The sequence below is a fragment of the Streptomyces sp. NPDC052016 genome, from assembly GCF_044548445.1.
In the GTDB taxonomy this organism is placed as follows: Bacteria; Actinomycetota; Actinomycetes; order Streptomycetales; family Streptomycetaceae; genus Streptomyces.
In genome coordinates this window covers 22,390-37,330 of record NZ_JBIUBX010000027.1, presented here as the reverse complement: position 1 = coordinate 37,330, position 14,941 = coordinate 22,390, and the positions used below count along the sequence as shown (strand labels likewise).

At 72.1% G+C, this 14,941-nt stretch carries 12 protein-coding genes; 6 read left to right on the top strand and 6 right to left on the bottom strand.

Annotated elements, in window-relative coordinates; all coding sequences use genetic code 11:
- The first annotated feature begins 333 nt into the window (after nt 1-333).
- Nucleotides 334-1,518, top strand: coding sequence for an FAD-dependent monooxygenase (locus tag ACIHAR_RS29880; RefSeq protein ID WP_400022653.1), 1,185 nt, complete (start codon nt 334-336; stop codon nt 1,516-1,518).
- A gap of 148 nt (nt 1,519-1,666) precedes the next feature.
- Here the strand turns inward: ACIHAR_RS29880 and ACIHAR_RS29875 are convergent, their stop codons facing one another.
- The 5 genes from ACIHAR_RS29875 to ACIHAR_RS29855 all read right to left on the bottom strand — a co-directional run bounded on the left by ACIHAR_RS29875 (nt 1,667) and on the right by ACIHAR_RS29855 (nt 5,972).
- On the bottom strand, nt 1,667-3,265 hold the full coding sequence (locus ACIHAR_RS29875; RefSeq protein ID WP_400022652.1) for a polyamine aminopropyltransferase: 1,599 nt from the start codon (nt 3,263-3,265) through the stop codon (nt 1,667-1,669).
- Nucleotides 3,266-3,276: 11 nt separating this feature from the next.
- Complete coding sequence (locus tag ACIHAR_RS29870; protein WP_365470474.1) at nt 3,277-3,714, bottom strand: DUF350 domain-containing protein; 438 nt, start codon at nt 3,712-3,714, stop codon at nt 3,277-3,279.
- Nucleotides 3,715-3,851: 137 nt separating this feature from the next.
- Nucleotides 3,852-4,253, bottom strand: coding sequence for a DUF4247 domain-containing protein (locus tag ACIHAR_RS29865; RefSeq protein ID WP_400022651.1), 402 nt, complete (start codon nt 4,251-4,253; stop codon nt 3,852-3,854).
- 22 nt (nt 4,254-4,275) lie between these two features.
- Nucleotides 4,276-4,500, bottom strand: coding sequence for a hypothetical protein (locus ACIHAR_RS29860; protein WP_365470469.1), 225 nt, complete (start codon nt 4,498-4,500; stop codon nt 4,276-4,278).
- Between the two features lie 311 nt (nt 4,501-4,811).
- On the bottom strand, nt 4,812-5,972 hold the full coding sequence (locus ACIHAR_RS29855) for an ROK family protein (RefSeq protein ID WP_400022650.1): 1,161 nt from the start codon (nt 5,970-5,972) through the stop codon (nt 4,812-4,814).
- Nucleotides 5,973-6,139: 167 nt separating this feature from the next.
- On the opposite strand from ACIHAR_RS29855, the gene ACIHAR_RS29850 reads away from it, so the two are divergent.
- From ACIHAR_RS29850 to ACIHAR_RS29830, 5 genes are all read left to right on the top strand, one after another.
- Nucleotides 6,140-7,105 carry a sugar ABC transporter permease gene (locus ACIHAR_RS29850; protein WP_365470464.1) on the top strand — a complete coding sequence of 322 codons (966 nt, stop codon included), beginning with the start codon at nt 6,140-6,142 and terminating at the stop codon, nt 7,103-7,105.
- A 19-nt stretch (nt 7,106-7,124) separates the two neighbouring features.
- Nucleotides 7,125-8,045, top strand: coding sequence for a carbohydrate ABC transporter permease (locus ACIHAR_RS29845; RefSeq protein WP_400022649.1), 921 nt, complete (start codon nt 7,125-7,127; stop codon nt 8,043-8,045).
- A gap of 16 nt (nt 8,046-8,061) precedes the next feature.
- Nucleotides 8,062-9,405 carry an ABC transporter substrate-binding protein gene (locus tag ACIHAR_RS29840; RefSeq protein ID WP_400022698.1) on the top strand — a complete coding sequence of 448 codons (1,344 nt, stop codon included), beginning with the start codon at nt 8,062-8,064 and terminating at the stop codon, nt 9,403-9,405.
- Nucleotides 9,406-9,419: 14 nt separating this feature from the next.
- The gene (locus ACIHAR_RS29835) at nt 9,420-10,622 is read left to right on the top strand and encodes a Gfo/Idh/MocA family protein (RefSeq protein WP_400022648.1); all 1,203 of its coding nucleotides are present in this window, start codon (nt 9,420-9,422) and stop codon (nt 10,620-10,622) included.
- Nucleotides 10,623-10,827: 205 nt separating this feature from the next.
- The gene (locus ACIHAR_RS29830) at nt 10,828-12,603 is read left to right on the top strand and encodes an FAD-dependent monooxygenase (protein WP_400022647.1); all 1,776 of its coding nucleotides are present in this window, start codon (nt 10,828-10,830) and stop codon (nt 12,601-12,603) included.
- Between the two features lie 36 nt (nt 12,604-12,639).
- On the opposite strand, the gene ACIHAR_RS29825 is transcribed toward ACIHAR_RS29830, so the two are convergent.
- A complete protein-coding gene (locus tag ACIHAR_RS29825; protein ID WP_400022646.1) occupies nt 12,640-14,931 on the bottom strand; it encodes a heavy metal translocating P-type ATPase in 2,292 nt (763 codons plus the stop codon).
- Nucleotides 14,932-14,941: the final 10 nt, after the last annotated feature.

Here is a 14,941-nt window from a genome sequence, read left to right as displayed (position 1 = left end):
CGGTCAAGGGCGGAAGCGTGGCTGGGACCGTGCGGGACACCGAGCCGATGGACATCCTCGGGTCCCTGCCATGTTGCACCCTTTTAGATGCTTCTGCACCAGATCGCCCGCCCGGAGGGTGACCGGCGGAACGGGTCGGCCGACGACGCGGACGGCGGCCACCGGCGTCGTGGAGCACACCCTGCCACCGGCCGGGCGTCGTACCACGGAGTGCGCCGCCCCGGCCGGCACAACCCGCTGTCACCGCCGCGCAGGTCTGGGAGACTTCTGTCCTCGGGCACGCCGGCGGGCGCGACGGCCGGCAGGGGGATCGGCGGAGGCGGGGGCCGGCGCATGAGAGCGATCGTCGTGGGGGCGGGCATCGGGGGACTGGCCGCGGCGCTGAGCCTGCGCCGTGCCGGTTGTGAGGTCACCGTCCTCGAGCGGACTCCGCGGTTCGCCGAGATCGGTGCCGGGATCCAGCTCGCGCCCAACGCCACGCGCGTGCTTCGCCGGCTGGGCCTGCTCGACGCTGTCGCCGCACGGGCCGCCCGTCCCTCCCGGCTGAGCTTCCGGACCTGGTCCGACGGGGCCGAGATCTGTCACTACACGCTCGGACGCGCGGCCGAGAACGCGTTCGGGGCGCCCTACCTCCAGGTCCACCGGGCCGATCTGCACCGGGCCCTGGCCGCCGCCGTGTCGCCCCGGACCGTGCGCCTGGACACCGCTGTCGTGGGGATCGACCAGGACGACGCGTCCGCCCACGTGACCACGGAGCGCGGCGAGCGCTTGGCCGCGGACCTGGTCGTGGCCGCGGACGGGGTGCGGTCCGCGGCCCGTGAGCGGCTCTTCGGCGCCGACGGGGCGGTCTTCTCGCACACCGCCGCCTACCGGGCGCTGCTCCCCGCCGAGGCCGTGGCGGATCTGGAGCTGCCGGAGTACGGGATCTGGCTCGGCCCGGGCCGGCACGTCGTCCACTACCGGGTGCGCGGTGGAGAGCTGCTCAACGTCGTGGCCGTCGTCGGGGCGGAGTCGGCGCGGGAGTCGTGGACCGCCAGGGCGGAGCCGGGGGAGCAGCTGCGCGAGTTCGACGGGTGGGACTCCCGGGTGCTCAGCCTCCTGGAACGCGCCGGGCAGGTGTTCCGCTACGGCATCTACACGCGTGCCCCGCTCGCGCGGTGGAACGTCGGCCGGGTGACCCTGCTGGGCGACAGCGCCCACGCGATGGTGCCGTTCCAGGCACAGGGGGCGGCGCAGGCCTTTCTGGACGCGGCCGTGCTCGGCGACGTCCTGGCGGGTGTGACGCCGGCCGAGGTGCCGGACGCGCTCGACCGGTACGTGCGCCGGCGGCTCCCGACGGCCACGAGCGTGCAGGCCGGTTCCGCGCGGGCCGGTGAGGACTACCACCTGCCGGACGGACCCGAGGCGCAGGCGCGGAACGCCCGCATGGCGGCGTACGCGGCCGACCGGCAATTCGGGCCGCATGCGGTCGCGTGGGATCTCGACGCCCCTGACGAGCCGCGGACCCGCCCGGTCTGAGGCAGGGCCTCGTCCGGTCCGATGCGGGCTCTCGTCCGGTCCGATGGGGGCTCTCACCCGGTCTGAAGCGGGGTCTCGCCGGGCTGCAAAGGGTCTCTCGGTGTGATCCGGGGCCTCGCCCGCTGTGGTCCGGGGTCTCACCCGGGACTCAGTAGTTCTCCCACTCGTTCAGTACGTACTCCAGGACCGCCGGATCCATCAGCGTGCTCGGCCGTACGTCCTCGCGGCGGCGGTCGACGGGGAACACGGTGGCGGCCGTCAGCACCGCGTCGTCGAGGTAGCGCAGCCGCGGCGCGTCCGGGGCGAGCCGCAGCGGTGGGGGAGTGTCGCCGGGGGTGGCCAGGACGAACCCCCAGTTGCCGAAGCTCGGCACGTCGACCTGGAACTCCGTCGTCGCGAGACCCGCCGCCTCGATCGTCTTCGCGATCGACCAGAACGTCTTCGGCGCGAAGAACGGCGACCCGCTCTGCACCATCACCTTGCTCTGCGGCGTCAGCACCTGGCCGAGGAGGGTGTAGAACTCCACCGAGTACAACTTGGCCAGCGCCGCCGTGTCCGGGTCCGGGAAGTCGATGACGACCGCGTCGTACCGCTGCCGGGCGTCGCGCAGCCAGTTGAAGGCGTCGGCGTTGACCACCTCGACCCTCGGGTCGTCCAGCGCGCCGTCGTTCAGCTCGCGCAGCGGATCGAAGCCGCGGGCCAGCCGGGTCATCGCCGGGTCCAGTTCGACCAGGGTCACGTGCCGTACGTCGTCGTACCGCAGCACCTCGCGCAGCGCGAGCCCGTCGCCGCCGCCCATGATCAGCACGTTGCCGCGGCGGCCCGACAGCGTGGGGTGGACGAGCGACTCGTGGTAGCGGTACTCGTCGACGGAGCTGAACTGCAGGTCACCGTTGAGGAAGAGCCGCATGTCCGGATTCCCCGTGAAGGCGGTGGAGCGGGTGACGACGATCTCCTGGTACGGCGTGGTCTCGGTGTGGACGATCGGGTCCCGGTACATCTGCTGCCGTGCGGTGACCTCGAGGTCGTCGGCCAGCACGTACGCCGTGCCGAGCACCGCCAGCACGGCCGCGACACCGGAGAGCAGGCCGATCCGGACCCAGCGCCGTGTCTGCCGGCGGAAGATGAACACGACCACGATGACACCGGCCACCGCGTTGACCGCGCCGACCACGAGCGCGCCCTTCAACTGGCCGAACGTGGGCAGGAGGACGAGCGGGAAGCACAGTCCGCCGACGAGCGCCCCGATGTAGTCGACGGCGAACATGTCCGCGACGGCGCTGCCCGCCTCCTGCCGCCGGATCCGCTGCAGCAGTGTCATGAGCAGCGGGATCTCCGCGCCGATCAGGAGTCCGACCAGCAGCGCGACCACGATCATCGCCGGGGTGTAGACCTGGAGCCAGGCGAACGCCGCGTACAGCACCAGCACGGACAGCCCGCCGACCAGCGCCAGTACCCCCTCCACCAGGGCGAACGCGCCCACCGGGCGGCGGCGCAGCGGCTTGGCGGCGAGCGAGCCGATGCCCATGGCGAAGACCATCACCGAGATGACCACGGAGGTCTGCAGCACCGAGTTGCCGATGAGGTAGCTGCCCAGCGCGGTGAGCGCCAGTTCGTACACGAGGCCGCAGGCCGCGCAGAGGAAGACGGCGAGCAGGAGGAGGAAGCGCGCCCCCCGGGAGTGCCGGACGACCGGGGGGCGGGATGGTGCCGCGGTGTCGCGGCCCTGCAGGGTGGTGGCGGTCATGGGTGCGGTGCCTAGGAGACCGCCGCACCGACCAGGAAGGCGGTGCCGAGGTACATGCCGGCCTGGACCCAGGCGCCGGGGTGCGGACGGCCGGCCTCGTCGTCGAGGACGACCGCGCCCATCTGGCCGGGCGTGAGCAGGCCGATCACGATGCCGACCAGCGTCATCACCAGCACGCCGGCCAGTCCGTACAGGAGCGTGCTGGCCAGGCCGTAGCCCAGGCCCCGCTCGGACTCGCTGGCCCTTATGGCTTCCATGATCACCAGGCCCACGGCCACGGACTGGCTGCCCAGCAGGACGGCCGCGCCGCGGTTGCGGTCCGTCCAGACCACGTGGAAGAGCTTGCCGGGCGTGACGAGGTCGAGGGCGAGGAAGCCGGCGGCCATCACGACGAGGCCCACGACTCCGTAGAGCAGGGCCTGGCCGGTCGACTCGAAGATCTCGGTCACTGCGTTGCCTTTCTTCAGGGCGTCGTCGGGGTCTGGGGGTGCGTGCCTGCGCCGGGAAGTCCCGCGCGGGGCGGTCCGTGCACCGGGTGCCGGGCGCGTGCGTCGACGATCCGGGCGGAAGTCCGTTCCGCCGGGGTCTACTTGCCTTCGCCGGGGCCGCCGCCGCGGAAGCTGGCGCTGTCCGGGTTGGGCCACGTGCTGAGGTGCTGGCTGTGCCGGTGGTAGCCGTTGCGGTAGTCCTCGATCTCTATCCGGCTGCCGTTCCGGTACGGCGAGACGGTGACCATGTCGTCGCCGTAGCGCAGGAACTGCATGGTGCCGCCGGAGGCACGGTCGATCGCCCCGCGGTGGTTGTGGATCGCGTTCGCGACCTGGGTCGGGGAGCTGTCCTCATCGAGCCAGTCGTCCCCGTCCTCCTTGTACTTGTCGCTGATCCAGCCGCGCGGGACCCCGTCCCCTCCGTCGGAGGAGCAGGCGGTCAGCAGGACCGCGGCCAGCGCGGCCGCCACCGCTGCGCGGACGAGTCGGGCGCTCTTCATCGGGCCTCCAGGCGGGTGTGCGTCAGACGATCGGGCCGTTGCGCGGATACGTGCGCCGGATGCGCCGGGCCGGCCCGCCGGCGGTGCGCCGCCTGGGCGCCGTACCGCTCGGGCGTCTGCCGCCGGGCTTCTCGGGGCCGGTGCGGACCTGGTCGCGGGCACCGGGCGGACGCGGTCGCGTCTCGACTTCGGGCCCGATGACCAGGACGTCGATGCCGCCCATGGTCGCCGGGCGTTCGGCGAGCACCGGCCGCACCCCGGGATCCAGCGGGAAGCAGAGCCGATCCGCGTCCTGTGTCCGGGCAAGGGGCGGCCAGGGAAATGGCGTACACAGAGGGCCCCCCGGTCGGATCTTGCTACAAGCGGCGCCGAGTATGGCACATGAGGAGCGGGGGGTTTAAGTGACGGCGCAGGAATGGTCGGTTCCTGTGAAGGGGCGCCCGAAGAGGGCGGTGAGGCGACGACTCCCGCGAGGACCGAGGAGGGCTCGGCACGGCAGGGCGGTCCATGCCGGGTGGCGTGAGCGGCGGTCTCCGCGCCGCCCGTGCCACCCCGCACTCACTCCCCGGTCCCGCCCAGCACGAGCACCTGGATGGCGAGGACGGCGGCCCCGCGGGCCCAGTCGTGGAAGTCGGACACCTTGGTCTCCAGGTCGACCGGTGCGGCCAGGGGATGGCGGTGAGCGCGCAGGGTCTCCTCGACGGTCCGGCCGGCGACGTCCATCAGTCCGACGCCCTCCCCGGCGAGGAGGATCTTCTGCGGCATCGCGAAGTTGGCGATCTGGGCGACCAGCGTGCCCAGGGCTCGCGCCGCCTCGTCGACGACCCGTGCCGGCATGGGGTCACCGGCGGCGGCGAGGGCGAGGATCTCCTCGTAGCTGTAGTCCCGTCCGGCGGCGGCCCGGACCTGGTAGCGGATGCTGGGGATGGTCAGCAGCGAGACGGCGCTGCCCCGCTCGCCCTCGGGCGTCAGCGGGCCGTTGGGGTTGATGATCCAGTGGCGGCCGAAGCCGCGGTCCTCCTCCGCGCAGGGCACCCTTCTGCCGCCCAGGACCAGTCCGTAGCCGATGCCCGCACCGATGGTGAGGACGACGAACCGGTCGAGTCCCCGTCCGGCGCCGAACCAGGTCTCGGCCTCGACGAGGGCGGCGACGTCGTTCTCGAGGACGACCGGCAGACCGGTGGCCTCCTCGAGGAGCGCGGCCAGCGGGACGTCCCGCCACGACAGGAAGGCGGACTCCTCCACCACGGCCCTGTTCCGGACGAGGCCGCCCACACCGATGCCGATCCCCGCGAGCCCGCGGTGCTCGGCGGCGAGGTCCGCGGTCATCCCGGCCAGCACGTCGACGACCTCGCCGGGATCGTGGCTGGTGAGCGGCCGGTCGAGGCGGGTGACGATGTCGCTCCTGAGATTCGTCACCACGCCGTACACCCTGTCGCCGGTGATCTTGAGGCCGACGAAGGACCGGGAGTCGGCGACGACGTCCAGGGGCTGCGAGGGGCGGCCCTGCCGCGCCTCGGCGCCCGGCCCCGGGTCGGTGATCTCGACGAGGAGTCCCGACTCGATGAGCGGTTTCGTCAGCCGGGTCAGGCTGCCTGCGGAGAGGTTCAGCCGGCGGGCGAGGTCGGTGCGCGACAGGGGGCCGTGCACGAGGACCTCGATCGCCACCGAGCGTTCGCCGGTGCTCAGGGGTAGCCAGCTGGCGGCAACTGCGGTCATGAAGGTCAGACTCCCACATGATTTCTTTCGCCGTAGAAGCAATACGGCCCATTCTATGGCGCTGTCGAGGCTGGGAAAAGATGAACGCAAGAGTCTTGACGGCTCGATTCTTCCGGAACAAAAGTAAATCGTCGAGGACGAGCCGCCGCGGACGAGGGAGTCTCCCGATGACCATCGCCTCCAACAGCCCTCCGTCGCGCCTGCCGCTGGGCAGCGCCGAGAGGGCCCCCACGAAGTCGACGACTCGGATGGTGGGAGGCCGTGAGGACCGGGGTGACGGACGACTCGCCGCGGTGTTCCTCGCCCCCGCCCTGCTGGGCTTCCTGGTCTTCCTGGTGTGGCCGACGCTGCGGGGCGTCTACCTGAGCTTCACGCGCTTCAACCTCCTCACCCCGGCGGAGTGGGTGGGCCTCGACAACTACGTGCGGATGGTCCACGACCCGATCTTCTGGGACGCGCTCCGGGTCACCGTCGTGTACGTGGTCATCAACATCGGGGTGCAGACGGTCGCGGCGCTCGCCATCGCCGTCCTGCTCCAGCGGCTGACGCAGTCGGCGGTGCTGCGCGGCGTCGTGCTGACGCCGTACCTGATGTCGAACGTCGTCGCGGGCATCGTCTGGCTCTGGATCCTGGACACCCAGCTCGGCATCGGCAACGAGATCGTCGCGGGGCTCGGCTTCGACCGGATCCCCTTCCTCGCCGACGAGACGTGGGCCATCCCGACGATCGCCCTGATCAACGTGTGGCGCCACGTGGGCTACACGGCGCTGCTGCTGTTCGCCGGGCTGCAGGCGATCCCGAACGACATGTACGAGGCCGCGAAGGTCGACGGCGCGAGCGAGTGGCGGATGTTCCGGCGGATCACCCTGCCGCTGCTGCGACCGGTCCTCGCGGTCGTGATGATCATGACGGTGATCGGTTCGTTCCAGGTGTTCGACACGGTCGCCGTGACGACCGGGGGCGGTCCGGCGAACGCCACCAACGTGCTCCAGTTCTACATCTACGGCGCCGCCTTCGGCCGCTTCCAGTTCGGCTACGCCTCGGCGATGTCGGTGGCCCTGCTCGTGGTGCTGAGCGCGATCACCGTCCTGCAGTACCGGATCACCCGGGCCGGTCAGTCGGATCTGGGCTGAGGAGAGGGGAGACACCGACATGGCTGCTGTGACCGCGACGTCGGCCATCGCACGGCCCCGCAGGCGCCGCCCCTCCCCGGGGCGGATCGCGGCCTGGGCGGTGATGGCCGCGATCGTGCTCATCACCCTGCTGCCGTTCTACTGGATCCTGCGCACCGCGCTGTCCACCAACTCCGGGCTCGCCGCGAGCCCCGGCGACCCCCTGCCGGTCGACCCGACCACCGGCGGTTTCGAACGCGCACTCGGTCTCCAGTCGACCCAGGAGGCGATCGCCCAGGGCGGTGCGGGCGGCGGCCTGAAGTTCTGGCGCTACCTGCTCAACTCGGTGATCGTCTCCACGCTGGTCACCGTCTGCCAGATCCTCTTCTCGGCGATGGCCGCCTACGCCTTCGCACGGCTGCGGTGGCGCGGCCGGGACAAGGTGTTCGCCCTGTTCCTCGCGGGCCTGATGGTGCCGACGATCTTCACGTTGCTGCCGAACTTCGTCCTGATCAAGGAACTCGGCCTGGGGGACACCCTGTTGGGCATCTCCCTGCCGACACTGTTCATGACGCCGTTCGCGGTGTTCTTCCTGCGGCAGTTCTTCCTGAACATTCCGGGCGAGGTGGAGGAGGCGGCCCTGCTCGACGGAGCGGGAAAGGTGAGGATCTTCTTCCGGGTGCTGCTGCCGATGGCCTCCACACCGGTCCTCACGCTGGCCGTGCTGACGTACATCACCTCCTGGAACGACTACTTCTGGCCGCTGATGGTCTCCTACAGCGACAGCTCGCGCGTCCTCACCGTCGCCCTGGCCGTCTTCCGGGCCCAGACCCCGCAGACCGGCGTCGACTGGTCGGGGCTCATGGCGGCCACGCTCGTCGCGGCCCTGCCGATGCTGGTGCTGTTCGGGTTCTTCGCGCGCCGCATCGTCAGCACCATCGGCTTCACCGGCATCAAGTGAGGGGACACCCATGCGAATTCGGCTGCGTACGGTCGCGGCGCTGACCGCGGCGCTGGCGCTGTCCCTGGCGAGCGGGTGCGCCAAGGGCGGCACGGCGGGATCGTCGTCGGACACGGTGACGTACTGGCTGTGGGACGCCAACCAACTGCCCGCGTACCAGGCCTGCGCCAAGGACTTCGAGCAGCGCAACCCGGGCCTGCACGTGCGGATCACCCAGATGGGCTGGGACGACTACTGGACCAAGCTCACCGCGAGCTTCATCGCCGGCACCCAGCCGGACGTGTTCACCGACCACATCCAGAAGTTCGGCCAGTTCGCCGACCTCCAGGTGCTCGAGCCGCTCGACGACCTCGGCATCGAGGACTCCGCCTACCAGCCGGGCCTGGCCGCCAACTGGATCGGCCAGGACGGCCACCGCTACGGCGCTCCCAAGGACTGGGACACCGTCGCCCTCTTCTACAACGAGGAGATGGCGAAGGACGCCGGCCTCACCGCCGACCAACTCGGCGACCTGACCTGGAACCCCGAGGACGGCGGCACCTTCGAGAAGGCCGTCGCCCGTCTCACCGTGGACGGGAACGGCAGGCGGGGCGACGAGCCCGGCTTCGACAAGAACAACGTCGCGGTGTACGGCCTCGCCACCAACGGCGGCGGAGACGGCGACGGCCAGACCCAGTGGAGCACCTTCACCGCCTCCGCCGGCTGGACCTACACCGACAGGAAGCGGTGGGGCACCGAGTACCAGTACGACAGCAGGACGTTCCAGTCGGTGATCAAGTGGTACTTCGGTCTCGCGGAGAAGGGCTACATGGCGCCCTTCACCGACTACAACTCCCAGTCCAACCAGGCCAACGCGCAGGTGGCGGCGGGCAAGGCGGCGTCCGCCTTCGACGGTGCCTGGATGATCTCGACGTACGCCGGCTTCAAGGGGATGAAGATTCGCACCGCCGTCACCCCCGAGGGCCCGACCGGCAAGCGCGCCACGATGATGAACGGCCTCGCCGACTCCGTCACCAAGAACGCCCACAACAAGCAGGGCGCCCTGAAGTGGGTTACGTACCTGTCGTCCGACGCCTGCCAGCGCACGGTGGGCCGTTACGGCATCGTCTTCCCGGCCACGCCCGACGGCACCGAGGCCGCGGTGGCGGCGTACGAGAAGAAGGGCATCGACGTCTCCGCGTTCACCGAACCGGTCGCCGACAAGAAGGACTTCACGACCTTCTCCTATCCGATCACCGACCACGCGGCGGACGTCTACGCCCTCATGCACCCCGCGATGCAGGACATCTACGGCAACGGCACCCCCGTGAGCAGCCTGGATGAGACCAACAGCCAGATCGACCTGATCCTCGACCAGTGAAGGGCACGCCACACATGACGTTCTCCCTCGGCATCGTCGGCGCCGGCCAGTTCTCCGGCCAGTTCGCCACGCTGTTCCAGGCCCACCCCGGCGTCAGCGACGTGTACGTCACCGATCTGCTGCCCGAGCGGGCCGAACAGCTCGCCGGCGCGCAGGGACTGGCCGGCACCTTCCCCTCGTACGACGCCATGCTGGAGTCGGAGGCCGTCGACGCGGTCGCGATCTTCACCCAGCGCTGGACCCACGGCCCGCTCGTGCTGCGGGGCCTCGACGCGGGCAAGCACGTCTACTCCGCGGTCCCCATGGCGATCACCGTCGAGGAGATCGCGGCGATCATCGACGCGGTCGAGGCGACCGGGCTGACGTACATGATGGGCGAGACCAGCCAGTACAACCCGGCGACGGTCCACGCCCGCAACCGGATCGCGGAAGGCGCCTTCGGCCGCCTCTTCTACGCCGAGGGCGACTACGTCCACGACATGGACCTGGGCTTCTACGAGGCGTACCGGTACAGCGGCGGCGAGAACTGGAAGGAGACCGCCAGCTACCCGCCGCTGCTCTACCCCACGCACTCGGTGGGCGGAGTGCTGGGCGCCTGGCGGACGCACGCGATCGGCGTGTCCGCGATCGGGGTCGTCGACGAGCGCGGCGACGGCGTCTTCGACAAGTCCGTCAGCCGGTTCGGCAACGACTTCTCGAACGCCACCGCCCTCTTCGAGGTGGCGGGCGGCGGCTCGTTCCGCACGAACGAGTTCCGGCGGGTCGGTTACCCCTCCCACATCCGGGAGTCACGCTTCCGGTTCTTCGGAACGGAGGCGAGCATGGAACAGCTCGCCACGGTCGCCCTGTGGCAGGACAAGAAGGGCGTCCAGGACATCAGCGAACTCCTGGAACCCAAGCCCACCCTGTCCCCCGACGACCCGTCGCTCCAGCACATCGCCCCCGAGCTGCGGGCCGCGTTCACCTCCGGTTCCGCACCGGTGCACGACCGCTCCCGGCTGCCGCGGGAGTTCGACCACCTGCACAACGGGCACGAGGGCAGCCACCACTTCCTGGTCGACGACTTCGTCACCGCCGTCAACACCCACGCCCTGCCCTCGGTGAACGCCTGGGTGGCCGCCCGCTACACCCTGCCGGGCATCATCGCGCACGAGTCCGCACGACAGGGCGGAGCCCGCCTGGAGATCCCGGACATCGGCGACGCGCCGACGGACTGACGCGCCGTCGGGCGGCGGCCCGGGTGCCCGGTCATGCGGGGCGCCCGGGCCGCCGCCCACCGGCAGGCGCGTCACCGCCGCCGCCGGGCGGCCGTGCGGCCCACCGGCAGCGGCGTGCTCCGCGCGGTGCCCGGCTCGCCGCTCGCCCACCAGCGGGAGAGCATGGGGAAGGGAGCGGTCCGGGGCAAGGCGCTGGGAGGCACCCGTGGCGCACATCGCAACAACCGACGTACTGATCGCGGGCGCCGGCCCCGTCGGCCTGAGCGCGGCCGCCGAGCTGCGCCGCCACCACGTGCGGGTCCGGCTCGTCGACCGGCTGCCGGCCCGCATGCCGTACGCGAAGGCGGTCGGCATCCAGCCGCGCACCCTGGAGATCTGGGACCGGATGGGCCTGGCCCGCCCCGTCCTGGAGGCCGCCACGGTGATGCGCGGCCGGCTGCTGTACGTCGACGGCCGGGAGCAGGCGCGCATCGACCTCACCCTGCCGCCCGAGGTGCCCTACGGCTTCGCCGGGCTGCCGCAGTACGAGACGGAACGCCTCCTGGAGGAGTACGTCGTCGGCCTGGGCACGTTCATCGAACGCGGCACCGAACTGCTGTCGTTCACGCAGGACGAGGGCGGCGTCACTGCCCGGCTGCGGACCGCCACCGGCGTCGGGGAGGAGCTGCGGGTCGGCTATCTGATCGGCTGCGACGGTGCGCACAGCACCGTCCGCAGGGGGCTGGGCCTCGGCTTCGAGGGGACGGCCTTCGCCGAGGAGTACATGCTCGGTGACGTCGAGGCCGACTGGGACATGCCCCACGGCTACGGCATCCGCTCCGTCCACCGCGCCGCCGACGGTGCCACCGACGACGTGCTGGTCTGCATCCCCCTGCCCGGCCGGGGCCGCTACCGCATGTCGATGCCGGCCCCGCCCGAGCTCTCCACACGGACGGGCGGACAGGGGCCCGCACGGGGCGACGGTGTGGCGCACGGCATGGAGGGCGGCCGCGCCCCGGAGCTGTCCGACCTGCAGGCCGTCGTCGACCGCCTCGCCCCCCGGCCGGCGGTCCTGTCCCGACTGCGATGGTCGTCCGTCTTCCGGATCAGCCACCGCATCGTCGACCGCTACGCCGACGGTCGTGTCTTCGTCGCGGGCGACGCCGCGCACATCCACCCGCCCACCGGTGCCCAGGGCATGAACACCGGCATACAGGACGCCTGCAACCTCGCCTGGAAGCTCGCCCTCGTCGTACGGGGGGAGGCGGGTCCGGCGCTGCTCGACAGCTACGACGCCGAGCGCCGCCCGGTCGGCGAGGAGGTCGTCGGCCGGACCGTGCGCCACGCCCGGCAGGGCATCGAGGCCGACCCCGACGACCCGCGGACCCTGATGCGGCGGGAGGCCCAGCTGCTCGTCGGCTACCGGGGCGGCCCGCTCGCCGGCAGCCCGTACGGTCCGGCGGACGCTCCCCAGCCCGGCGACCGGGCCCCGGACTGCGCCGGGCTGACCGCGCCCGCGGCCGCCTACCCGTGGCGGCTGCTGGACGTGCTGCGCGGCCGCACGGGGCATGTGGTGCTCCTGTACGCGGCCGACCCGGCCGCCCTGGCCGAGGCCGCCGAGGCGGCCGCCGCCACCGGGATCGCCGATATCTCGCAGCCCCCCGGTACCGCCGGACCCGCACGGATCGCCGGGCCCGCCGGAGTGCCGCCGGCGGCGGACGGCGGCCGGGGCCTGCCCGACGGCCCGCCGGCCGGGACCGGCCCGCAGGCCGTCGCCGTGCTGGCCCGCGAAGCCGCACCCGACGCCGTCGACACCCTGGCCGTCCCCGGATACCGCGACGCCGCCGGGGAGTTCGCCCGGCTCTACCGCCCCGACGGCGCGACCGGCTTCGTCGTGCGTCCGGACGGACACGTCGGCGCCCGCTTCCCGCTCGCCGGTACCGCCGCGGCCCTGTCCCACTACCTCGCCTCCGTGTCCGCGCCGCAGCCGGCACCGTGGTGAACCGCGAGCGGCCCGGCGGGCGGGCCGCTCGAACGGCTACCGGAAGGACCGCAGGCGCAGGCTGTTGGTGACGACGAAGACCGACGAGAAGGCCATCGCGGCGCCGGCGATCATGGGGTTGAGCAGGCCAGCGGCGGCGAGCGGCAGGGCGGCGACGTTGTAGCCGAAGGCCCAGAACAGGTTTCCCTTGATCGTGGCCAGTGTCCTGCGGGCGAGCCGGATGGCGTCCGCCGCCACCCGCAGGTCGCCGCGGACGAGGGTCAGGTCGCCCGCCTCGATCGCCGCGTCCGTGCCGGTCCCCATGGCCAGGCCCAGGTCGGCGGTGGCGAGGGCGGCCGCGTCGTTGACGCCGTCGCCGACCATGGCGACCCTGCGGCCCTCCGCCTGGAGGCGCCTGACCACGTCGGCCTTGTCCTCGGGGAGCACGTCCGCGATGACCTCGTCGATGCCGACGGCGCGGGCGACCGATGCGGCGACGAGCCGGTTGTCGCCGGTGAGCAGGACGGGCTCCAGGCCCAGCCGGCGCAGTTCGGCCACCGCCTCCGCGCTGGTCTCCTTGACCGCGTCGGCCACGGTGAGGACACCGCGTGCCTCGCCGTCCCAGGCGACGGCGACCGCCGTACGCCCGTCGGCCTCCGCGGCGGCCTTGGCCTCGGCCAGGTCGCGCGGCAGTTCGATGGCCCACTCCTCGAGGAGCTTCTCGCGGCCGACGAGCACGGCGTGTCCGTCGACCACGCCCTGGACGCCGAGGCCCGCTGCGTTCTCGAAGTCCTCGGGGACCGGGAGGGTCCGCACCCGCTCGGCCGCGCCTGCCGCGACGGCCCGGGCGATCGGGTGCTCGGAGGCGTGCTCCAGCGCACCGGCCAGGCGCAGGAGTTCGTCCTCGGTCACCCCTGGGGCGGTGAGCACCTCCTGGAGCCGCATCCGGCCGGTGGTGACGGTTCCCGTCTTGTCCAGGACGACGGTGTCGACACGGCGCGTGGACTCCAGTACCTCCGGCCCCTTGATGAGGATGCCGAGCTGGGCGCCGCGTCCCGTGCCGACCATCAGCGCCGTCGGGGTGGCCAGGCCCAGCGCGCACGGGCAGGCGATGATCAGGACGGCCACGGCGGCGGTGAAGGCGGCCGTGGCGTCACCGGTGGCGCCGAGCCACCCCCCGAGGGTGGCCGCGGCGATCAGCAGGACCACCGGGACGAAGACGCCGGAGATCCGGTCGGCGAGGCGCTGCACCTCGGCCTTTCCGTTCTGGGCGTCCTCGACGAGCTTCGCCATGCGGGCGAGCTGGGTGTCGGCGCCGACCCGGGTCGCTTCGACGACCAGCCGCCCGCCGGCGTTCACCGTCGCCCCGGTGACGGCGTCGCCGACGCCCACGTCCACGGGGACGGACTCACCGGTCAGCATGGAGGCGTCCACCGCGGAGGCGCCCTCGACGACGGTGCCGTCGGTCGCGACCTTCTCGCCGGGCCGTACGACGAACCGGTCGCCGACCGTCAGCTGCGACACCGGGACGCGCACTTCCGTTCCGTCGCGCAGCACGGCGACGTCCTTGGCGCCCAGCTCCAGCAGCGCCCGCAGAGCCGCACCGGCCTTGCGCTTGGACTTCGCCTCCAGGTAGCGCCCGGCGAGGAGGAAGGCGGTCACGCCGGCCGCGGCCTCCAGATAGATCGCGGAGGAGCCGTCCGCTCGGGAGAGGGCGAAGTCGAAGCCGTGCCGCATGCCGGGCATCCCGGCGTCGCCGAAGAACAGCGCCCACAGCGACCAGCCGAGGGCGGCGAGCGTGCCGAGGGACACCAGCGTGTCCATGGTCGCGGCGCCGTGCCGGGCGTTGGTGAAGGCTGCCCTGTGGAAGGGGAAGGCGCCCCAGGCGACGACCGGGGCGGCCAGGGTCAGTGACAGCCACTGCCAGTTGTCGAACTGCAGGGCGGGCACCATCGCCATCAGGACGACGGGCACCGACAGGGCGAGCGACGCGAACAGGCGCTGCCGCAGGGAGAGCAGCTCGGCGTCCGCGGCGGGCGGCGCCGTCGGGACGTCGTCCCCGGCCCCGGCGGGTGGGGCGGGGGGAGACGGCTCCTCGGCGGTGTAGCCGGTCCTCTCGACGGTGGCGATGAGGTCGGCGACCTCGATCCCGGGCGCGTAGGAGACCTTCGCCTTCTCGGTGGCGTAGTTGACGGTGGCCGTCACGCCGTCCATCCGGTTGAGCTTCTTCTCGATGCGGGCCGCGCAGGAGGCGCAGGTCATGCCGCCGATGGAGAGCTCGACCCGGGAGGCGGACGCCGGTTCGGGCGCCTCACCGGGGCGGGTCTTCTCGGGTGCCGTGCTGGTCATGGGGATTCTC